Source organism: Mesorhizobium sp. HAY1-8B (assembly GCF_056868045.1).
This window is the reverse complement of sequence record NZ_CP200321.1, coordinates 5,440,338-5,459,652: the sequence shown is the minus strand read 5'-3', so window position 1 is coordinate 5,459,652 and position 19,315 is coordinate 5,440,338. Positions and strand designations below refer to the sequence as shown.

Annotated in this window: 20 protein-coding genes; 8 read left to right on the top strand and 12 right to left on the bottom strand. The window is 64.2% G+C overall.

Annotation, left to right across the window (positions count from 1 at the left end; genetic code table 11):
* Positions 1 to 184 precede the first annotated feature (184 nt).
* The 6 genes from AC1VON_RS26130 to AC1VON_RS26105 all read left to right on the top strand — a co-directional run bounded on the left by AC1VON_RS26130 (position 185) and on the right by AC1VON_RS26105 (position 5,812).
* Positions 185 to 532: a carboxymuconolactone decarboxylase family protein gene (locus AC1VON_RS26130; protein ID WP_483125343.1), complete on the top strand. Its 348-nt coding sequence runs from the start codon at positions 185 to 187 to the stop codon at positions 530 to 532.
* A gap of 246 nt (positions 533 to 778) precedes the next feature.
* Complete coding sequence (locus AC1VON_RS26125) at positions 779 to 1,615, top strand: metallophosphoesterase family protein (RefSeq protein WP_172349713.1); 837 nt, start codon at positions 779 to 781, stop codon at positions 1,613 to 1,615.
* On the top strand, positions 1,612 to 2,763 hold the full coding sequence (locus tag AC1VON_RS26120) for an ABC transporter ATP-binding protein (RefSeq protein ID WP_483125342.1): 1,152 nt from the start codon (positions 1,612 to 1,614) through the stop codon (positions 2,761 to 2,763). The genes AC1VON_RS26125 and AC1VON_RS26120 overlap by 4 nt, the downstream gene beginning before the upstream one ends.
* Positions 2,756 to 3,679 carry a carbohydrate ABC transporter permease gene (locus AC1VON_RS26115; protein ID WP_483125341.1) on the top strand — a complete coding sequence of 308 codons (924 nt, stop codon included), beginning with the start codon at positions 2,756 to 2,758 and terminating at the stop codon, positions 3,677 to 3,679. The genes AC1VON_RS26120 and AC1VON_RS26115 overlap by 8 nt, the downstream gene beginning before the upstream one ends.
* Positions 3,676 to 4,506: a carbohydrate ABC transporter permease gene (locus AC1VON_RS26110; RefSeq protein WP_483125340.1), complete on the top strand. Its 831-nt coding sequence runs from the start codon at positions 3,676 to 3,678 to the stop codon at positions 4,504 to 4,506. The genes AC1VON_RS26115 and AC1VON_RS26110 overlap by 4 nt, the downstream gene beginning before the upstream one ends.
* Before the next feature lie 40 nt (positions 4,507 to 4,546).
* Positions 4,547 to 5,812, top strand: a complete 1,266-nt coding sequence (locus AC1VON_RS26105) for an ABC transporter substrate-binding protein (protein WP_483125339.1) — start codon at positions 4,547 to 4,549, stop codon at positions 5,810 to 5,812.
* Between the two features lie 47 nt (positions 5,813 to 5,859).
* On the opposite strand, the gene AC1VON_RS26100 is transcribed toward AC1VON_RS26105, so the two are convergent.
* From AC1VON_RS26100 to AC1VON_RS26050, 11 genes are all read right to left on the bottom strand, one after another.
* Positions 5,860 to 6,747, bottom strand: a complete 888-nt coding sequence (locus AC1VON_RS26100; RefSeq protein ID WP_483125338.1) for an amidohydrolase family protein — start codon at positions 6,745 to 6,747, stop codon at positions 5,860 to 5,862.
* Entirely contained in the window at positions 6,747 to 7,865 is a 1,119-nt protein-coding gene (locus AC1VON_RS26095) for a vWA domain-containing protein (protein ID WP_483126382.1), read from the bottom strand. Before AC1VON_RS26095 ends, AC1VON_RS26100 begins: the two co-directional genes overlap by 1 nt.
* A gap of 5 nt (positions 7,866 to 7,870) precedes the next feature.
* Complete coding sequence (locus AC1VON_RS26090) at positions 7,871 to 8,752, bottom strand: AAA family ATPase (RefSeq protein ID WP_172349719.1); 882 nt, start codon at positions 8,750 to 8,752, stop codon at positions 7,871 to 7,873.
* 1 nt (position 8,753) lies between these two features.
* A complete protein-coding gene (locus AC1VON_RS26085; RefSeq protein WP_172349720.1) occupies positions 8,754 to 9,758 on the bottom strand; it encodes a xanthine dehydrogenase family protein molybdopterin-binding subunit in 1,005 nt (334 codons plus the stop codon).
* Between the two features lies 1 nt (position 9,759).
* Positions 9,760 to 11,127, bottom strand: coding sequence for a xanthine dehydrogenase family protein molybdopterin-binding subunit (locus AC1VON_RS26080; protein WP_483125337.1), 1,368 nt, complete (start codon positions 11,125 to 11,127; stop codon positions 9,760 to 9,762).
* 12 nt (positions 11,128 to 11,139) lie between these two features.
* Positions 11,140 to 11,622 (bottom strand): (2Fe-2S)-binding protein, encoded by a 483-nt coding sequence (locus tag AC1VON_RS26075; RefSeq protein ID WP_483125336.1) that lies wholly within the window; start codon positions 11,620 to 11,622, stop codon positions 11,140 to 11,142.
* A 61-nt stretch (positions 11,623 to 11,683) separates the two neighbouring features.
* Entirely contained in the window at positions 11,684 to 12,478 is a 795-nt protein-coding gene (locus AC1VON_RS26070) for an FAD binding domain-containing protein (RefSeq protein ID WP_483125335.1), read from the bottom strand.
* Positions 12,479 to 12,503: 25 nt separating this feature from the next.
* A complete protein-coding gene (locus tag AC1VON_RS26065; RefSeq protein WP_483125334.1) occupies positions 12,504 to 12,947 on the bottom strand; it encodes an SRPBCC family protein in 444 nt (147 codons plus the stop codon).
* Positions 12,948 to 13,062: 115 nt separating this feature from the next.
* On the bottom strand, positions 13,063 to 13,890 hold the full coding sequence (locus tag AC1VON_RS26060) for an AraC family transcriptional regulator (RefSeq protein WP_056571805.1): 828 nt from the start codon (positions 13,888 to 13,890) through the stop codon (positions 13,063 to 13,065).
* Between the two features lie 178 nt (positions 13,891 to 14,068).
* A complete protein-coding gene (locus AC1VON_RS26055) occupies positions 14,069 to 15,067 on the bottom strand; it encodes an ABC transporter permease (protein ID WP_172349726.1) in 999 nt (332 codons plus the stop codon).
* Positions 15,068 to 15,128: 61 nt separating this feature from the next.
* The gene (locus AC1VON_RS26050) at positions 15,129 to 15,872 is read right to left on the bottom strand and encodes an ATP-binding cassette domain-containing protein (RefSeq protein ID WP_483125333.1); all 744 of its coding nucleotides are present in this window, start codon (positions 15,870 to 15,872) and stop codon (positions 15,129 to 15,131) included.
* 448 nt (positions 15,873 to 16,320) lie between these two features.
* Between AC1VON_RS26050 and AC1VON_RS26045 the strand changes: the two genes are divergently transcribed.
* The gene (locus AC1VON_RS26045; protein ID WP_140775706.1) at positions 16,321 to 17,310 is read left to right on the top strand and encodes a sugar-binding protein; all 990 of its coding nucleotides are present in this window, start codon (positions 16,321 to 16,323) and stop codon (positions 17,308 to 17,310) included.
* A 184-nt stretch (positions 17,311 to 17,494) separates the two neighbouring features.
* Complete coding sequence (locus AC1VON_RS26040) at positions 17,495 to 18,277, top strand: FadR/GntR family transcriptional regulator (RefSeq protein WP_140775707.1); 783 nt, start codon at positions 17,495 to 17,497, stop codon at positions 18,275 to 18,277.
* A 20-nt stretch (positions 18,278 to 18,297) separates the two neighbouring features.
* Here the strand turns inward: AC1VON_RS26040 and AC1VON_RS26035 are convergent, their stop codons facing one another.
* Positions 18,298 to 19,257 carry an NAD(P)-dependent oxidoreductase gene (locus tag AC1VON_RS26035; protein WP_281411451.1) on the bottom strand — a complete coding sequence of 320 codons (960 nt, stop codon included), beginning with the start codon at positions 19,255 to 19,257 and terminating at the stop codon, positions 18,298 to 18,300.
* Between the last annotated feature and the right edge of the window lie 58 nt (positions 19,258 to 19,315).

Sequence of the window (19,315 nt, the reverse complement as noted above, 5' to 3'; positions counted from 1 at the left end):
GGCTAACCATCAACGTTCCGCGCCAATCGGCATCGAAAACTGAATCAGAAGAGCCGATTAGCCATCTCTGCTCGAGACCTGATTCAACGACCTGATCCACCGATCCAACGAAGGAAAAACAACATGGCCACCACAAGAACTCCTCAGCGATGCCGAGGTCGAAAAAATCCCGGCGGTGAAGGCCGTGTTCGACGATATCCGCGCGACGCGCAAATCCGATTTCGTCAACAATTTCTGGCGCGGGCTGGCCAATGATCCGGTGTCGCTGAAGCGGGTCTGGGAGCAGCTCAAGGCGGTGATGGTGGCCGACAGCGCCATAGATCCACTGACCAAGGAGATGATCTATATCGCCGTCTCGACCGCCAATGGCTGTTCCTACTGCGTCCATTCGCACACGGCGGCGGCGCGGGCCAAGGGGATGACCGATGCGCAGCATGGCGAGCTGGTGTCGATCATCGGGCTGGCGGGGCAGACCAACCATCTGGTCACGGCGATGCAGATCCCGGTCGACCCGCAATTCGAGGTGAAGTGAGCGTGATTTCCCGCCGCGCTGTCGCAAGATTGTGAGCGCGGCCGTTCCATAGGCAAGCAGCGGCAAGCAACTGAAATCCGGGCGCTTTCCACGCTGCGCCGGTTGCCGCCGGCTAGCTTCGCCAGCCGCTGCCCGCAATTGCGCGGTTTACCCCAGCGTCTGTTAAGGAAGTGACATGGAACGGCACTAAGGAAGCCCCATGCGATGCCGCTCGCCGGGGGCCTCGGCTCGCATGGTGGAGCCGACATGAAAATCGTTCAGATCACAGACACCCATTTCAGCCCGACCAAGCCGCATTTCAACGGCAATTGGCAGCCGCTGGCCGCCTGGATCGAGCAGAGCGGCGCCGACCTTGTCATCCACACGGGCGACCTCAGCGTCGACGGTGCCGACAAGGACGACGACATCGGCTTCTGCGTGGATCTGATGCGGGAAATCGCCACGCCGATGCTGCTGGTGCCCGGCAATCACGATGTCGGCCATCTCCCCGGCTCGCTGCAGCCGGTCAATGCCGGACGCCTTGAGCGCTGGCGCCGGCTGGTCGGCCCTGATTACTGGGTGGAGGACACCGGCACCTGGCGTCTCATCGGGCTCGACAGCCTGCTGATGGGGTTTGACGATGCCGAGGAAGAGGCGCAGTTCGACTGGCTGCGGAGCGCGCTGGAAAGCCGCGGCGGCCGGCGCGTCGCCCTCTTTGCCCACAAGCCGCTCTTCATCGACGAGCCCGGCGAGGGCGACACGGGTTACTGGAGCGTCAGGCCGGCGCAGCGGCAGCGTCTTTATGACCTGATCGGCGCCCACGATGTTGCGCTGTTCGCCAGTGGTCACCTGCACCGGGCATGGCAGGGCGAATATGAAAACACGTCGCTTGTATGGGGTCCGTCGGCGGCCTTCGTGGTCGGCGACATGGAGCGCGATATGCCGGGCGAGCGCTTGCTTGGCGCCGTTGTCCATCAATTCGGCGACACGGTCGCCAGCCAGATCGTCGCCATCCCCGGCATGACGGTCCATGTCCTGGATGACGTCGTCGAGGAGGTCTATCCGCATGAGGCGCACAAGGTCCGCAAGAAGGTCGCGTCATGAGCGCGCTTTCGCTTCGCGGCGTAAAAAAGTCGTTTGGCGGCAATGCCATTCTGAACGGCATCAGCCTTGATGTGGAGCCCGGCGAGTTCATCGCGCTTGTCGGTCCCTCCGGATGCGGCAAGAGCACCTTGCTGCGCATCCTGGCGGGGCTCGACCATGCCGACAGCGGCGAGATCTTCGTCGGCGACAGGGACATGTCGCCGGTTGCCGCGGCCGACCGCAACATCGCCATGGTGTTCCAGTCCTACGCCCTCTATCCGCATCTGACGGCCGGCCAGAACATCGCCGTGCCGCTTGCCATGAAGCGGCTGAGCCGGCCGCAGCGCCTGCCGCTCGTCGGCTCGCTGCTGCCCGGCCAGAAAGAGATCCGCACGGGCATTGCGCGCGATGTCCGCGAGATGGCGGGTCTGCTCAAGATCGACCATCTGCTCGACCGCAAGCCGGGGCAGATGTCGGGCGGCCAGCGGCAGCGCGTCGCCTTGGCGCGCGCGATGGTGCGTCATCCCAGCATCTTCCTGATGGACGAGCCGCTCTCCAATCTCGACGCCAATCTGCGCGTCCATGCCCGCGGCGAGATCGTCGAACTGCACCGCCGCGCCGGCGTGCCGACGCTCTATGTGACGCACGACCAGGCCGAGGCGCTTTCGATGGCCGACCGGGTGGCGGTGATGATCGGCGGCAATCTGCTGCAACTCGCATCGCCCGAAGTGATCTACAACGATCCCGCCCATATCGAGGTCGCGCGTTTCGTCGGCCAACCGAGGATCAACATCATCCAGGCACAGGCCGAAAGCGGCCGTGTCGGCTTCGAGGGCATCCGGCTGGCCCTGTTGGAGAAGGTTGCGACCGGTCCGGTCAGCCTCGGCATCCGGCCCGAATTCGTAAGACTTTCCCCCAGCGGCCGGAGCGGCCTTGCCGGACGGATCGAGCGTCTCGAATTTCTCGGCTCGGAAGTCATGGCCCATTGCCGCCTCGACGCCTCCGGCGACATCATCATCGCCAAGCTGGCGCCGCACGAGACGAGGGACCTGATTGCCGGAATGCCGGTGGGCATCCTTCTGTCACCCGAACAGGCGATGGTCTTCGGGCCGGAGGGAAAGCGTCTGCGCATCGCGGCGGGCGCGCGGCAGGAGCCGGCCTATGTCTAGTGTCGCGCTGGCGGGCAACGTCTCGAGCGCGGCGGCGCTGCGCGCGCGCAGCGAGGACCGGACCGCCTGGCTGCTGGCGGCGCCGGCCATCGTGCTGTTGCTGCTGTTCGTGCTCTTGCCCGTGGCTGCCGTGATCTTTCTCGGCTTCACCGATTTCGAACTCGGCTACGGCAAGTTCCGCTTCGTCGGCTTCGAGAATTACGCGCATCTCCTGAACGACCGCACCTTCCGCCGGTCGCTGTGGAACACATCGATCTACACGGCGATCGTCGCGCCGGTCTCGATCGTGCTTGGCCTGGGGGTTGCCTTGCTGATCGAAGGCGAGGGGCGGGCGCGCGGCTTTTTCCGCACCGTCTATTTCCTGCCCGTCGCCTCGCTGATCGTCGCCATGGCGACCGTCTGGCAATACATCTTCCACCCGACGATCGGGCCGCTCAACGCGCTGCTTTCATTGGCCGGCATTCCCGGCCCGAACTGGCTCGGCGCGTCGAACACCGTGCTCTACAGCCTGTCGATTATCGGCATCTGGCAGTCGGTCGGCTTCAACATGGTGCTGTTCCTGGCGGGGCTGACGGCGATCCCGCGCGAGCTCTATGCCGCTGCTCACGTCGACGGCGCGAAATCTGCGCTCGACCGGTTTTTCCTGGTCACCTGGCCGATGCTTGGGCCGACGACGCTGTTCGTCGTCACCATCAGCATCACCAATGCGGTGAAGGTTTTCGAAACGGTGAAGATGCTGACCGATGGCGGCCCCAACAAGGCCTCCGAAGTGCTGCTTTTCACCATCTATCAGGAGGGCTTCGTCTATCTGCGCGTCGGCTATGCCTCGGCGATGACGGTCGTGTTCCTGGCGATCCTGGTCGTGCTGATGCTCCTGCAATACCGCGTGCTCGACCGGCGGGTGCATTACACATGACGAGCATTCCGGCCGGCCGCATCATCCGCTTCGCGCTGCTTTCGCTCGGCACGCTGATGATCCTTGCGCCCTACATCTTCATGATCTCGACGGCGGGCAAGACGCAGAGCGACATCTTCACCTCGTCGCTGACGCTCATCCCGCGGCATTTCTACTTCGCCGAGAATTTCGCCAAGGCGTTTGCCAAGGTGCCGATGGCAACGCTGCTGTGGAACGGCGTCGTCGTCTGCGGCCTGATCTTCTTCTTCCAGGTCGCGGTCGCGATCCCTTGCGCCTACGCGATGGCCAAGCTGAAGTTCCGCGCCGCGCGGCTGATGATGGTGCTGGTCATGCTTGGCCTGCTGGTGCCGATCCATGCGACGGCGCTGCCGCTCTATGTCGCTTTCGACAGGATGTCGCTCTTGAACAGCTACACCTCGCTGGTCGCGCCCTTCACCATATCGGTGTTCGCGATCTTCATGTTCCTGCAGTTCTTCCGCGCCATGCCCGACGACCTGCTGCACGCGGCAAGGCTCGACGGCATGTCCGAACTCGGCATCGTGGCGCGCGTCATCGTGCCCAATGCGTGGCCGGCGGTCACCGCCTTCGCGATCTTTTCCGTCGTCGCGCACTGGAACGACCTCTACTGGCCGCTGATCGTCGTCAGCAAGCAGGCTTATGCCACGCCGCCGCTCGGCCTGATGTATTTCCGCGCCGCCGAGGCTGGCGACGACTACGGCGCGCTGATGGCCGCCACGCTGATCATCACCCTGCCTCTCGTCGCCGCCTTCCTGCTCGCGCAGAAGCGTTTCGTCGAGGGCATCACCATGACCGGTCTCAAAGGCTGAACTTGCCAATAACTGACTGGGCCAACAAGGAGCACGAGCGATGAAGCATTTCTCCAGGATTTTTGCCGCAGCAGTGGTGTCGCTGGCGGCGGCCCTCCCGGCCTATGCCGAGACGACGCTGACGGTTCACTACCCGATGCCCGGCTTCTTCAAGAACGTGATGGACACGATCTCGAAGAAGTTCATGGAGGAAAATCCCGATATCAAGATCCAGTTCGCCAGCCCGTCGGCAACCTATGAGGAAGGCATCCAGACCATTCTCCGCCAGGCCGGCACCGACGAGATGCCCGACATCACCTTCATCGGCCTCAACCGCCTGCGCATGCTCAACGAGCGTGACGTTGCCGTCGATCTCGGGCCGCTGGTCAAGAAGGAAGGCAACATGGCGGAGCTCGGTTTCTCCGACACGATCCTGAAGCTGGCGCAGGTCAACGGCAAGCAGGTTGGCCTCGCCTTCGCCACGTCCAATCCGATCATGTATTACAATGCCGATCTGGTGAAGGCCGCCGGAGGCGATCCCGACAATCCGCCCAAGACCTGGGACGAGGTCATCGCGCTAGGCGGCAAGATCAAGGCGCTTGGCAACGGCGTCGACGGCATCGACTTCCGCTGGCAGGGCGATGACTGGATGTTCTCGGCGCTGCTGTTCGGCGCTGGCGGCAAGATGCTGAACGAGGACGAAAGCAAGGTCGCCTTCAACGGGCCGGAAGGCGAGAAGGCGGTGGAGATTCTGGCGCGGATGGTGAAGGAGGGCGGCATGCCGGTCTTCACCAAGCCGGCGGGCGAGCAGGCTTTCGCGGCCGGCAAGGTCGGCTTCGAATTCCAGACCACCGGTGCGCTGGTCAATACGATCAAGAATGTCGGCGACAAGTTCACGCTGCGCACCGCCAAGATCCCGCTGATCGATCCGGTCAACGGCCATCTGCCGACCGGCGGCAATGCCGTGGTCATCCTGACCAAGGATGCGGCCAAGCAGGAAGCCGCCTGGAAGTTCGCGAAATTCGCCGCTGGCCCTTATGGCGCTTCCGTCGTCGTGCCGGGCACCGGCTATGTCCCCAACAATGAGCTGGCGGCGAAATCGTCGGACTATCTCGGCGATTTCTACAAGAAGAACCCGCTCTTCCAGGCCGGGCTCAGGCAGATGCCGCTGATGGTTCCGTGGTATGCCTTCCCGGGCACCAACGGTGTGAAGGTGACGCAGACGATCGTCGACAATCTGTCGCGCATCGTCGACCAGTCGGCCTCGCCCAAGGAAGCGCTCACTGACGCGGCCAGCGACGTCGAAGGCATGCTGCCGACGCAATAAGAATTTTTCCAGGGCAACCGCCGCGCTTGCGGCGGTCGTCCTGGCGATCAGGCCGGCCGGTAAACCCGCTCCGCCGTGTTCCAGAAGATATCGGCCTCGGCGGCCGCGCCGTGCTTCGCTACCGCGTCACGGTGCGCCTTGATCAGCTCGGCGTGGCTGGTCCAGAGCTTCTCGATCGGGAAGTTCGAACCGAACATCAGATGATCGGAACCCAGGATATCGATCGCGTTGTCGACGATATAGGCGATGAGCGCCGGGTCGTTGCGGTGGACGAAGGTGCCGAGACCGGAGAGCTTGGCATAGAGATTGGGTGCCGCTGAGAGCGTGCGCAGCCCCGCCTTCCAGGCCTCGGTGGTCTCTTGATCCGTGCCGGTCAGCATGCCGGCATGGGTGAGGATGAAGCTGGTCTCGGGATTCTCCCCGACCAGCGTCAGCCCGTCCTTCATCTGGGCGGGGAAGAGCTGCAGGTCGAAAGACAGGCCATAGTCCTTCAGCCTCGCGACGTTGGCGCGCACTTTTGGGTCGATGACCTGGTCGGCCGAAGCGGCGAAGCGGAAGGCCGGCGTTTCGTGCCAGTGCAGCTGCATGCGCACGCCGCGCAGCAGTTTGTATTTCATCAGCCGGTCGATCTGGGGCCTGACATCATCCACCGTCATGTCGGCATAGCCGACGATGGCGTGCGGCCAGCCGGTTTCATCGGCTGTCTTCTGCAGGAAGGCGACCTCTTTCTCGAAATCCTCCTTCGCCCAGTTGGTCTGGACATAGACGGCCTTTTCGACGCCTGATCCCTTCTGGTCGTCGAGGAATTCGGCGATCGGATAATCGCGGCGGATCGGCTCATAGGGGCCGAAGATGCGCGGCACCATCGGCCCGACCAGCCAGGGCTGGTCCTTCTGGCGCCAGATGTGGAAATGCGCGTCGATGGCTTTTTGCATCAGGAAACCCTCTTCCAGATTGTCGATGCCGTGGGGGCGGGACGGGCGAGCGACAGGATGAAATCGGTGAGGCTGGTCAACGACGAGCCGTCGATGAGGTCGTCGAGATCAGGCAGGATGGCGCGTAGCGCCGCAGTAGCTGGCCGGAAGCGCGGGTCGCCGGCCAAGGGTGTGGCCAGCGACAGCCGGAAGGCGCGGGCGCTCAGCCTGCGTATGGCCGTCTCCAACTCGGCATGGTCGCCGCGCTCCAACGCATCGGACAAAATGATCACGGCTGCGCCGCGTGCAAAGGCGGAAAAACGCGGCACCGAGAGGAAAGCGAGCAGCGTCGGCCCCATGCGGGTGCCGCCGTCCCAGTCGTCGACCTGGGCCGCCGCGCGCGCCAGCGCCTGATCGCGGTCGCGGATGCGCAGTGCCGTGGTGATGCGGGTCAGCCTTGTGCCGAAGGTGAAGATCTCGGCGCGGTCGGCGCCTTGCACTGCGGCATGCGCCAGCTTGAGATAGTCCGCCGTATGCAGCTTCATCGAGCCGGAGACGTCTATCAGCAGCAGTAGCTTGCGGGGCACGGTCTGGCGGCGACGCAACAGCGGTGAGGGCACGTCGCCATCGGCGCTGACGATTTCGCGCAGCGAGCGGCGCAGATCGAGCTTGCCGCGCGAAGGGGTGCGCACGGTGCGGAAGGAGCGGCGGGCGGGCAGGGCCGACGGGAGCCTGCGTTGAAAGGCGGTCAGCCTGTCCTCGTCGCGCTGGAAGTCGCGGCTGCTCAATAGCTCCAGGACCGAGGACAGTTCGCCGCCTTCCTGGCTGTGCTCGGCTTCAATCCGCTCGTCATCAGCGCCGCCATCATCCTTGACGCGGGTTTCCTCGTCCGCGTCGCCTTCGACCACGGCTGAAGCGTTGCCGTAGAAATGGCTCTGGAAATGCGCTTCGAATTCGTCGCGGCGATCGGGCGGCGGTGCCAGCGTGGCAAGGGCCGCCTCACGGATATCGGCCATCGACCGGGGACCGAGCAATGTCACCGCCCGCATGAAGCCGGAGACTTGCTCGGGGGCGATGGCAAAGCCGTAGCGGCGCAGCAGCCGACCGAAGCCGAGGAAGGGCGTTGCGGCGCGGGGCAAGGCGCTCACGCAAGCGCCTCCTCGACAATCCGGCCGAGTTCCGGCGCGATATAGGACAGGTCTTCCTCGTCCTTGATCAGCACGCCGATGGCGCGGCGGAAGGCTTCGGGCCATGGGCTGCCACCCCTTTCGAGGATGGTGGCGGCATTGGCCCATTCGACGGCCTCGGCGATGCCGGGCGGCTTGGCCAGCGGGCGGGCGCGGATGGTCTGCACGGCTGCAGCAACGGCGCGCGCGGTGCCTTCAGCGACATCGCCGGCACGCAGCATGATGATGGCGGCTTCGCGCTCGGCATCGGGATAACCGATCCAATGATAGACGCAACGCCGGCGCAGGGCTTCGGCAAGTTCGCGGGTGCGGTTGGAGGTCAGGATGACAATCGGCTGCGCGGCGGCGCGGATGGTGCCGCGCTCGGGGATGCTGATCTGGAAATCGGAGAGGAATTCGAGCAGCAGCGCTTCGAATTCATGGTCGGAACGATCGATCTCATCGACCAGCAGCACGCGTTGCTCCGGTGCCCGCAACACCTGAAGGAGCGGACGGGCGATCAGGAAGCGGTCGTCGTAAATGTCGATTTCGTGTTCGCCGGCATGGCGGATGGCGAGCAACTGGCGCTGGTAGTTCCATTCGTAGAGCGCATGCGCGGCGTCGATGCCTTCATAGCATTGCAGGCGCACCAGATCGCGGCCGAGCAGCTCGGCGACAGCCTTCGCGGCCTCGGTCTTGCCGACGCCCGGCGCCCCTTCGAGCAGCAGCGGCTTGCCGAGCCGGATCGCCAGGAATATGGCGGTGGCCAGGCTGTCGTCGGCCAGATAGCGCGAGGCGGCGAGATGCGACGCCACCGCCTCCGGTGAGGTCGCGACAGTCTCGGCGTTTACCTCGGGCATGTCAGTTCGCCGCTTGCGCCTTGAGCGCGCGCAGGATGCGTTCGGGTGTGATCGGCAGCGTGTCGATGCGCACGCCGACGGCGTCGAAGACGGCATTGGCGACCGCCGGTATCTGCGGATTGGCGCACATTTCGCCCGGCCCCTTGGCGCCGTAGGGACCATCCGCCGAGGGCCGCTCCAGAACGATGATCTCGGTCTTGGCAAGGTCGCCTGGCCCCGGCATCAGATACTGGTTGAAGTCGGTGCCGCCATGATCGCGGTTGGGGTAGTAGGGCTCGGTCGTCTCGTAGAGCGCGTGGCTGATGCCCATCCAGGAGCCGCCGACCAGCTGCTGCTCGACCATCTTCGGGTTCAGCGCGCGGCCGATCTCGAAGACGTTCTTGACCGTCAGCACCGTGACCTCGCCGGTCTCGTCGTCGACTTCGACCTCGGCCACGGTGCAGGCATGCGCGTAGCAGGTCGATGGCTTCATCGCGCCGGTTTCCTTCTCGGGATAGGAACGCGGGATCAGGAACATGCCGCGCCCCGAGATCGAGCGGCCGCGCTTGAAATGCGCCGACAGCGCGACATCGAAGATCGAGATCGATTTCTGCGGCGCGCCCTTGACCAGTATGTTGCCCTGGCCGTCGGTCTCCAGATCGGAGGCGTTGACCTCAAGTTCTTCCGCCGCCACTTCCAGCATCACCTGGCGCGCCTCTTTCGCGGCCTGGATGACCGCATTGCCGGCGCGATGCGTGCCGCGCGAGGCGAAGGTACCCATGCAATGCGGGCCGGTATCGGTGTCGGCGGTGTCGACGACGACGCGGTCGGTCGGCACGCCGATGGTTTCGGCGCAGATCTGCGCCATGATCTGCTTCATGCCCTGGCCGAGATCGACCGACGACAGCGTCACCATGAAATTGCCGGTCGGTGTCGAGTGGACCAGCGCCTGGGTCGGGTCGCCGCCGAGATTCATGCCGGTGGGATAGTTGATCGCGGCGACGCCGCGTCCGCGCCTGATCGCCATCTCAAGCTCCCTTCACGTAGGACGACATCGCCATGTATTTCTCCGCCACCGGCCAGTTGGCGGCGCGCGAGGCTTCCTGCATGCACTCGATGAGTGCTGCTCCTTCCGTCGGCTGGCGATGCGCCTTCATGTCGCCGTCGCGATAGGCGTTGATGAAGCGGAATTCGAGCGGGTCCATGCCGATCAGCCGTGCCAGCTTGTCCATCTGCACCTCCAGCGCGAAGTCGCCGATGGTGACGCCGAAGCCGCGCATGGCCGACGACGGCGTGCGGTTGGTGTAGACGCAGTAGGTGTCGATCCACACATTCGGGATTGTGTAGGGGCCGGGATAGTGCCCCGCACCCTTCTGCGCGCCATAGGGCGAGTGACGCGAATAGGCGCCGGCATCGGTGTAGCCGGTGACCTTGCGCGCAACGATGCGGCCGTCCTTCATCACGCCATCCTTGATGACCACCTTTTCGGCCGCACGGGGTGACGAAATCTGCATCTCCTCCTCGCGGCTGTAGATGAAACAGACCGGTCGCCCGGTCAGCTTGGCGCCGAGGATGGCGATCGGCTCGACGATGACGTCGACCTTGCCGCCAAAGCCGCCGCCGACCGTGCCGCCGACGAAATGCAGCTTCGAGCCTGGCATCTGCAGGATGATCGAGGTGTTGTCGAGGGTGAAGAACATCGCCTGCGTGTTGGTGTAGCAGGTGAAGCGGTCGTTGCCCTCGGGCGCCACGACGCAGCCGGTGGTCTCGGTCGGCGCATGCTCGATCGGCGAGGACTGATAGCTTTGTTCCAGGATGTGGTCAGCGCCGGCGAAGCCGGTCTCGACATCGCCGAAGCGCACCTTCCGGCACTCGCCGCTGTCATAGAGATAGTAGTTCTGGCCGTGATATTCGTTGACCAAAGGCGCGCCGGGCTTCAGCGCTTCCTCCATGTCGAAGACGGCCGGCAGCACTTCATAGTCGACCTTGACCTTCGCCGCGGCTTCCTGCGCGGCGCGCTCCGTCTCGGCCAGCACCGCCACCACGGCCTCGCCCTTCCAGCGCACCTTGCCGTCGGCCAGCACCGTCTCGTCCTCAGGACCGACCTGGATCAGGATCAGGATGGTGTAGACATTGTGCGGCACGTCCCTGGCGGTCAGCACCTTGACCACGCCTGGATGTTTCTCCGCCTCCGACGTGTCGATCGAGCGGATGCGGGCGTGATGGTGCGGACTGCGCACCATCTTCAGGTGCAGCATGCCGGGAAGGTTGCGGTCGGCGAAAAAAGCTGTCTTGCCGGTGACATGGCCGGGCGAATCCGAACGGGGCCTCGGCTGGCCGATCTCGTGCAGATCGTCCTTGCGAACATCGGCGAAGTAGTTCTTGCGCAGTTCCATTCTCTTGTTCCCTCAAGCCGCGTTCTGAGAGTTGGACCGCGCGGCGGTGAGCACCGCCTGGATGATCGGCTCGTAGCCAGTGCAGCGGCAGATGTTGCCCGACAGCGCCTCGACCACGTCGTCGCGGGTGGGGTTGGGCGTGTGGTCGAGCAGTACCTTGGCCGCCATGATCATGCCCGGCGTGCAGAAGCCGCACTGCGTGGCGAACGTGTCGAGGAAAGCGCGCTGCAGCGGATGCAGGACGCCGCCCTCGGCGAGGCCCGATGTCGTGGTGATGGCTGTTCCGCTGCAAGTTTCAGCCAAGGTCAGGCAAGACAGCCGGAGCTCGCCGTCGATGATGACGGAGCAGGCGCCGCAAGTGCCCTGGTGGCAGCCGCCTTTCGGCGAAGTGTCGCCGATCTTGTCGCGCAAGGCGTTGAGCAGCGTCGTGCCACTGTCGATGAATTCGGCTTTTTCGGAGCCGTTGAGCGTGAATTGAACCGGGACCTTCGCCATGTTTCCTCCTTGCGCGTCCGTCCGAAGGATCGGACAGACGCGCGCCCCCCAACTCGTTATTTCAACTCAGCAGCAGCCGGCCGAGATGGACCGGCAGCACTTCGGCGCGATACCAGGCGCTGGCGATCGGATCGGTGATAGGCGTGGTGCCTTCGGTGGAGGCGGCCAGTGCTGCCGCGATGCCGCCCTGGTCGAGCGACTTTCCCTTGAGCGCCTTTTCCGCCGCCCTGGCCCGTATCGGCCGGTCAGCCATGCAGCCAAGTGCGATCCGTGCCGAAGAGACGGTGCCGTCCGCGGCCTGCTCCAGAACGGTGGCGATGCTCAGCACCGAGACGCCCTTGGGCTTGATCCGCGATACTTTCAGGAAGCGGAAGCCGTCGGCCTTCGGCAGCGTGAAGGCGACCGACGTGACAATGGCGTGGCTGTCGTCCCGCCCGGCCAGGAAGGTCTCGATCGGCAATTCGCCATCATCGGTTCCGACCGTGGCGTCGAGCGCCAGCAGGGCAACGGCGAAATCGCCGTAGGGCGCGGGCGCCAACAGATTGCCGCCGACGGTTGCCATGTTGCGCACCGCCGGGCCGCCGACGGCGCGCGCGGCCTTGGCGAGCGTGCCGAGTTCCGGATGGCGCGCGATCGCCGCCATGGTCACCGAGGCGCCGATGCGGATCTTGCCGTCGGCGACCGTGATGGCCAACAGGGTCGGGTCGGTTGACCTGACAAGACCGGAGACCGAGACATCGCCTTCATTGGCCGCGCGGACCACGAGTGTGCCGCCACCGAGATAGCGGGTGCCGGCCGTCTTCAACGCGGCATTGGCGTCCTTCACGGTCGGAAATGTCTGGAGGGCAAGCGCCATTGAACACTCCTGTTCTCAGCCCGATTCAGCTCTGGCCGGCAAAGTGGTTCTTCAGGGCGTTGAAGCCGCCCTGGAAGACATTGGCGCCCATGCCCTCGGCCAGCTTGTCCGCATCTTCCGGGGCGGCGTCGAAGCTGGCGGTCCATTCGGCATAGGTACGGTCGCCATCGGTGACGCGCCGAAGCTGCAGCGTCGCCTTGTGGTTGGTGAGCGGCTGCGGCGTTTCGAGGATGGAATAGCTGACGAGGAAATTGTCGTCGGAGAAGTCGAGCAGTTTTTCACGGATGCGCGCGCCGCTGGCGAGCTGGAAGTTGCGCACGCAGCCGATCGCGGTGGCGTCCTTGCCATCCTCGATATGGCTTTCGACCATGCGCGGGTGCCAGCCCGGCAGGCCGTTGAAGTCGCGTATGCGCGCCCAGACTTTCTCGACCGGCGCGTCGATGACGCTGGAGATGGTGACCTTGGCCATATGATGTTCCCTTGCGAATGATCGTTGTGACAAGGGTAGGGGGCTGGCCCGGGTGACGCTTATCAATGCGTCTTGAGCGCGTATCAAGGAGTCTGAAAAAACAGGCGGCTTGAGCTCAGGCCGTTGCCCGCGCTGCCTCGCGGTAGAGTGTCGGCGGCACGCCGACATGGTCGCGGAAGAAGCGCGAGAAATTGCCCTGCGTGGTGAAGCCCAGATTGCAGGCAACCGAGATCAGCGGCTCCTGCGACCACTGCAACTGGCGCACCGCTTCTTCCATGCGCAGCGTGTTCCAGTAGACGTTGGGCGTCAGGTTGGTCTGTTCCTTGAACAAGGCAAAGAAATGCGGCCGCGACAGCCCGACGCTGCGCGCCACGTCATCGAACGAGATGCGCTCGCAGACATTGGCCTTCATCAGCTGGATCGCCTTGCGGACGCGGAAATCCTGCATCGTGCTGATGCGGATGCGCGTGTCCTGTGGCGCCGAGGCGTCGGCGGCATCGAGCACGCTATCGATGAAGCGCTCGATCTCGTAATTGGCGACGTCGTCGACGCTTTCATTGTCGGTCAGATGGTCGAGCAGGCTTGCGGCGGCCTGGTGCAGCCAGGGCTCCAGCGTGATCGCCGCCTGGGCAAACAATGGCGCGGAGGAGGGCAGGTCGCGGCGGCGCCGCGCCCAGTCGGGATCGATGTAGAAGGCCAGGAACAGGCCCGGCCTGCCATCCTGCGACAGGACGTGGCTGTGCGGTTGCAGAGAATTGATGCCGGCGGCGGTGTGTGGTCCCAGCCGAACCGTCTCGCGGCCGATCGTCATTTCGCCGGCCGTGCCTTCCAGCCAGATGATCAGGTGTGCCTCGACATGGGCATGGGTGACGAAGTCGCTTGCGACATTCAGGATAGAAACATGTCCGAACCGGCCCCAGTAGAGCCTGATCGCTTCCGTCATGGGTATATCCTCCCGCAGGCGACTGGCCTCCCTTCGCCTGCATTGGGATTGTGCGGCCGGTTTCCGGTTTCCGTCAAGGCATCGGCTCGCGGCCGGTACCGATGGCGGGTCGCCTCAGCCGATTTTCAGACTGAGCGATAGGAACCGGAACGAATAGCGCTTCGGCGGCAGAGGCCTCTCAATCGCTGCGGCGGAAGTTGCGGATGCGGTCGAACAACACCGCCAGCAGGATGGCGCCGCCGATGAAGGTGCCCTGCCAGAAGGCGTTGATGCCAAGCAGGCCAAGGCTGTTGCGGATCACCTCGATGAGGGCGGCGCCGACGATGGCGCCAAAGGCGGTGCCGACGCCGCCGGCCAAGTTGGCGCCGCCGATGACGGTGGCTGCGATGACCTGCAGCTCCATGCCGGTGCCGAGATTGGTGGTGACGGCGCCGAGCCATCCGGTCTGGATGATGCCGGCAATGCCCGCCGACAGCGCCGAGATCATGTAGACGGCGACCTTGATCTGGCGCACCGGCACGCCGGTCAGCGTTGCAGCGTGCTCGTTGCCACCGATGGCGAAGATGTGGCGGCCGAACTTGGTCCAGCGCAGGACGAAGCCGGTGATCAGCGCCAGCAGGATCATGTAGAGCACCGGATTGGCGATGCCGAACAGCCAGGCGCCGCCGCCCAACGCCAGCAGCTTGTTGTGGTCCGGCCCGAACTGGAAGACGACGGTGTTGTTGGAGGCGACCATGGCCAGGCTGCGGGCAATCGACAGCATGCCGAGCGTCACCACGAAAGGCGGGAAACCGAGATAGGCGATCATGACACCGTTGAAGGCGCCGATGGCAAGCGCGGTGGCGATAGAGGCCAGGATGCCGATTTCGATCGAATAGCCGGCATGCATGGTGACGGCCAGCACCATCGACGACAGGCACAGCACCGACCCGACCGACAGGTCGATACCGCCGGTGATGATGACGAAGGTCATGCCGAGCGCGACGATGGCGACGAAGGTGACGTTGCGGGTGATGTTGTAGAGGTTCTTCGAGGTGGCGAAGGCATCGGTGGCAAACGACAGGAAAATGCAGGCGAGGATGACGGCGATCACCACCCAGAACGTCTGGCTGGAGAACATCCGCGACAGAAAACTGTGCTGCTTCTGCGCGATCGTCTGGTCAAGGGTGACTGCCATTATCGACCTTTCCTGCCGGCGGCGATGCGCGCCAGCGTGGTGAAATACGGGTTTTGCGCCCTCATGCCGCCTGCTCGATGGCGCCGGTGATCAGCCCGGTGACTTCCTCGGGCGAACTCGACGCGATCGTCTTGTCGGCGACCTTCCTGCCGCGCCGCATGACGATGACGCGATCGGCGACGTCGAAGACGTCGGGCATGCGGTGGCTGATCAGCACCACCGCGATACCCTGGTTGCGCAGATTGCGGATCAGGTTGAGCACTTCGGCGACCTGCCTGACCGAGATCGCCGCCGTCGGTTCGTCCATCAGCACGATCTTGGCCTGCGACAGCATGGTGCGGGCGATGGCCACCGCCTGGCGTTGGCCACCCGACATCTGCTTGACCAGGTCGCGCGGCCGGGTTTCGGACTTGAGCTCGGCGAAGATCTGGCCAGCGCGCTTGTACATCGCCGCATAGTCGAGAATGCGGAACGGACCGAGGCCGCGCCGCAACTCGCGCCCGAGATAGACGTTCGCCGCCGCGGTCAGATTGTTGCAGAGTGCCAGGTCCTGGTGGACGATCTCGATGCCGTGCTGGCGCGCCTCGACCGGCTTGTGCAGGATCAGTTCCTTGTCGTCCATCCGCATCGCGCCGTGGCTCGGCCGGAAATTGCCTGCGATCATCTTGACCAGCGTCGACTTGCCGGCGCCGTTGTCGCCCATCAGGCCGACGACCTGGCCTGGCTCGATCGACAGCGACACGTCGTTGACCGCCTGGATGGCGCCGAAATGCTTCGAGATGTTGGTGAGTTCGAGAACCGCCACCAGCCTTTGCCTCCCTGTGCTTGCCGCATGCCCGGGACAGGGGCGGCTTTCGCGTCGCTCTCCCAGCTCCTCCCGGAAACAGCGATGTCAGGCATTTACGCAAATGCCCGTGCGGGCGTCAATTGTCCGATGAATAGGAAATAGGGCAATTGTCGGACGAATAGGGGATAGCGGTTCCGAAAAATCCGTTTTGTAGGACAAATAGCAATTGACGTTGGCGGCTTGCCGTTATTAGCTGAGGGTCGGAGGAAGATTTGCCAGTCCCGAGCCATGATCGACGGCGGGGTCGGCGCGAGATCATCGACCGTGCCGGCGCTGCCGGTCCGGTCGCATCTGGAAATGCTTATCGGTCTTGCCAGGCGGCACGGGCATTCCCTGCCATCTCGCGTTGGGGCCGATTTGTGTGGCGGGCACGCCGTGTCCGTCTGTTTTTCAAGGGAGGACTGATATGAGGAAAACAGTTTTGCTCGCCGCCGTCGCCGCCATGGCGTTGGGCGCCGGGCCGGCTTTGGCCAAGAAGCAACTCGTCATCGTGGTGAAAGGTCTCGACAATCCGTTCTTCGAGGCCATCCACCAGGGCTGCGAGAAATGGAACAAGGAAAACGCCAGCTCGGAATATGAATGCTTCTACACTGGTCCAGCGTCGACTTCCGACGAGGCCGGCGAGGCCCAGATCCTTCAGGATATACTGAGCAAGCCTGACACGGCGGCGGTGGCGATCTCGCCGTCCAACGCGCCACTGATCGCGCAGACGCTCAAGACCGCCAATCCGACGATCCCGATCATGACCGTCGACGCCGACCTCGCCAAGGAGGACGCAGCCCTTCGCAAGACCTATCTCGGCACCGACAACTACCTGATGGGCAAGAAGATCGGCGAATACATCAAGAAGGCCAAGCCGAATGGCGGCACGATCTGCACCATCGAGGGCAACCCGGCAGCCGATAACATCCTGCGCCGCGCGCAAGGCATGCGCGACGCCCTGACGGGCAAGGAGGGGCTTGCGGCACTCGCAGGCGAAGGCGGCTGGACCGAAGTCGCCGGCTGCCCGGTGTTCACCAATGACGACGGTGCCAAGGGCGTCCAGGCAATGACCGATATCCTTGCCGCCAACCCCAAGCTCGATGCTTTCGGCATCATGGGTGGCTGGCCGCTGTTCGGCGCGCCGCAGCCTTATCGCGACCTGGTTGGACCGTTGAAGGACCGGCTGGCCAAGAACGACTTCGTCATCGGCGCCGCCGACACGATCGGCGACGAGGTGGCGATCGCCAGGGATGGCCTTGTCACCGCGCTGGTCGGCCAGCGGCCCTTTGAAATGGGCTACAAGGCGCCGTCGGTGATGATCGACCTGATCACGGGCAAGAAGGTCGACGATCCGGTCTTCACCGGCCTTGACGAATGCACCAAGGATACGGTCGACACCTGTATCCAGAAGTAGGTCTTCGATCCGGGGCGCTCGGCAAACGGGCGCCCCGTCAATTCCTGAGCGAGACGCCGTGGCGAGGGGCAACAGGCTCCGGCCTTGTCGCGTCCATGGTTTGGATTTTCGGCAACGGGATCGGCGCGCGCCACGCAGGTTCGGATCCATCCGGGCGACGGGCAGCCGACCTATTGGAACGTGGATGCCGCACGAGAAGGCAGAAAGAAAAGCCAGCCGGGCCAAGGCGCAAGCCAGCCGCGATCCGGCGGTCATGCGCAGGGCCGACGCGGCGCACTTTCCCGGATCCAGTGTTCATGCCTCGCTCGCCAGCGAGATCGGTCTGCGGATCGTGCGCGGCGATTATCCGCCCGGCAGCATCCTGCCCAACGAGGCCAAATGGGCCGAAACCTTCAATGTCAGCCGTTCGGCGGTGCGCGAGGCGATCAAGATGCTGATGGCCAAGAGCCTTTTGGCATCACGCCCCAAGATCGGCAGCTGGGTCGAGCCGAAGGAGCGCTGGAACCTGCTCGACCGTGACGTGCTCGCTTGGTACGCGACCGCGCCCGACCGCGAGGCCTTCCTGCGCACCGTGCAGGAGTTCCGCCATATCATCGAACCGGAAGCGTCGGCCTTTGCCGCCATGCGGCGCAGCGACGAGCAGATGGCCGAGATCAGCCTTGCCTGCCGCGAGATGGGCGAGGCGGCCAACCTGCCTGAACGCATCCGCGCCGACACACGCTTTCACCTCGCCATCCTGCGGGCCTCGGGCAATGACCTTCTGGTGCCGCTCGGCGTGCTGATCGAGTCCGCGCTCGACCATCTCTTCGTCTTCACCACGCGGCAGGTCGGCGACCAGCGGCGAGCGCAGAAACTGCATGAAGCGATCGAGAAGAACATCCGACTGCAACGGCCGGCGGCGGCCCGCAATGCCGTGCACAAACTGCTCGCAGACACCGATGAGGGGATTGGAAGCAGGCGGCGGTGAACCGTCCGGCCGTTTGAGCCTCAAATCGTCTGCTTCTTGCCATCCTTCGTCGGCATCAGGTCGACGCCGTTGATCTTGGCGATATGCGTCGCCAGCATGGGCACGAACTGTTCTGCCGGACCGGTGGCATGGGCGCCGGCGAAGGAATTCTTGGTGGCGTTGCCGAGCGGGTTGGCGATACCGGCCGCACCCGCCATGGACTCCAGGTAAGTCAGGTCCTTGAAGGCGTTGGCGATGGTGAATTTGTGGGCGTCGCGGTCGCCTTCCAGCGTCCAGCGCATGAAGGTCTGGTAGAAGCCGCAATCCATGCGGCCGTTGCGGATGACGCTGTCGAAACGCGGCGGCGAGATGCCGACCTTTTCAGCCAGGGCCAATGCTTCGGAATAGATGGCGGCATAGCCCAGCGAGATGAAGTTGTTGAGCAGTTTCATGCGGTGGCCATCGCCGGTGTCGCCGATGTGGACGATGCGGCCGGCCCAGGTTTCGATCACCGGTTTCACCCTGGCAAAGACGGCATCCGGCGCGCCGACCATGGCATCGAGCGTGCCTTCCCAGGCCTCCTTCGGGGTGCGGCTCAGCGGCGCATCGACATAGTCGATGCCAAGCGCGTTGAGTTCGGCCGCGAGCGCGACGGTCGAGACCGGGTCCGAGGTTGAACAGTCGACGACGACCGAACCTTTCTTCAAGCCTTCCTTGAGGCCACCGGGGCCGCGGATGATGGCTTCCACTTCGCGCGACCCGGTGACGCAGATGAAGACAATATCAGACGCCGCCGCGACATCGCGCGAGGTCGATGCTTCCCTGGCGCCTCGGCCAAGAAGGTCCTCCGCCGGCTTACGGTTCTTGCGGCCAAGGAATGTCAGGGGATAGCCCTTGTCGACGATGTTCTTGGCAATGCCGTGCCCCATCAGGCCAAGGCCGATGAAGCCGATCGTCTCGCGCGCGGCGGAGGTATTCATGTCGTCTGTCCTATCCCGGATTATCGATAATTGCGCCGCCGTTTTAGACCTATGTGGTTGCGGAATGCAATATTGTCTG

What these genes read in the sequence shown, in the direction of transcription:
- AC1VON_RS26125 (WP_172349713.1), top strand. Translation starts at nt 779, where the DNA reads ATGAAAATCGTTCAGATCACAGACACCCATTTCAGCCCGACCAAGCCG.
- AC1VON_RS26120 (WP_483125342.1), top strand. Translation starts at nt 1,612, where the DNA reads ATGAGCGCGCTTTCGCTTCGCGGCGTAAAAAAGTCGTTTGGCGGCAAT.
- AC1VON_RS26115 (WP_483125341.1), top strand. Translation starts at nt 2,756, where the DNA reads ATGTCTAGTGTCGCGCTGGCGGGCAACGTCTCGAGCGCGGCGGCGCTG.
- AC1VON_RS26110 (WP_483125340.1), top strand. Translation starts at nt 3,676, where the DNA reads ATGACGAGCATTCCGGCCGGCCGCATCATCCGCTTCGCGCTGCTTTCG.
- AC1VON_RS26105 (WP_483125339.1), top strand. Translation starts at nt 4,547, where the DNA reads ATGAAGCATTTCTCCAGGATTTTTGCCGCAGCAGTGGTGTCGCTGGCG.
- AC1VON_RS26100 (WP_483125338.1), bottom strand. Translation starts at nt 6,747, where the DNA reads ATGCAAAAAGCCATCGACGCGCATTTCCACATCTGGCGCCAGAAGGAC.
- AC1VON_RS26090 (WP_172349719.1), bottom strand. Translation starts at nt 8,752, where the DNA reads ATGCCCGAGGTAAACGCCGAGACTGTCGCGACCTCACCGGAGGCGGTG.
- AC1VON_RS26085 (WP_172349720.1), bottom strand. Translation starts at nt 9,758, where the DNA reads ATGGCGATCAGGCGCGGACGCGGCGTCGCCGCGATCAACTATCCCACC.
- AC1VON_RS26080 (WP_483125337.1), bottom strand. Translation starts at nt 11,127, where the DNA reads ATGGAACTGCGCAAGAACTACTTCGCCGATGTTCGCAAGGACGATCTG.
- AC1VON_RS26075 (WP_483125336.1), bottom strand. Translation starts at nt 11,622, where the DNA reads ATGGCGAAGGTCCCGGTTCAATTCACGCTCAACGGCTCCGAAAAAGCC.
- AC1VON_RS26070 (WP_483125335.1), bottom strand. Translation starts at nt 12,478, where the DNA reads ATGGCGCTTGCCCTCCAGACATTTCCGACCGTGAAGGACGCCAATGCC.
- AC1VON_RS26065 (WP_483125334.1), bottom strand. Translation starts at nt 12,947, where the DNA reads ATGGCCAAGGTCACCATCTCCAGCGTCATCGACGCGCCGGTCGAGAAA.
- AC1VON_RS26060 (WP_056571805.1), bottom strand. Translation starts at nt 13,890, where the DNA reads ATGACGGAAGCGATCAGGCTCTACTGGGGCCGGTTCGGACATGTTTCT.
- AC1VON_RS26055 (WP_172349726.1), bottom strand. Translation starts at nt 15,067, where the DNA reads ATGGCAGTCACCCTTGACCAGACGATCGCGCAGAAGCAGCACAGTTTT.
- AC1VON_RS26045 (WP_140775706.1), top strand. Translation starts at nt 16,321, where the DNA reads ATGAGGAAAACAGTTTTGCTCGCCGCCGTCGCCGCCATGGCGTTGGGC.
- AC1VON_RS26040 (WP_140775707.1), top strand. Translation starts at nt 17,495, where the DNA reads ATGCCGCACGAGAAGGCAGAAAGAAAAGCCAGCCGGGCCAAGGCGCAA.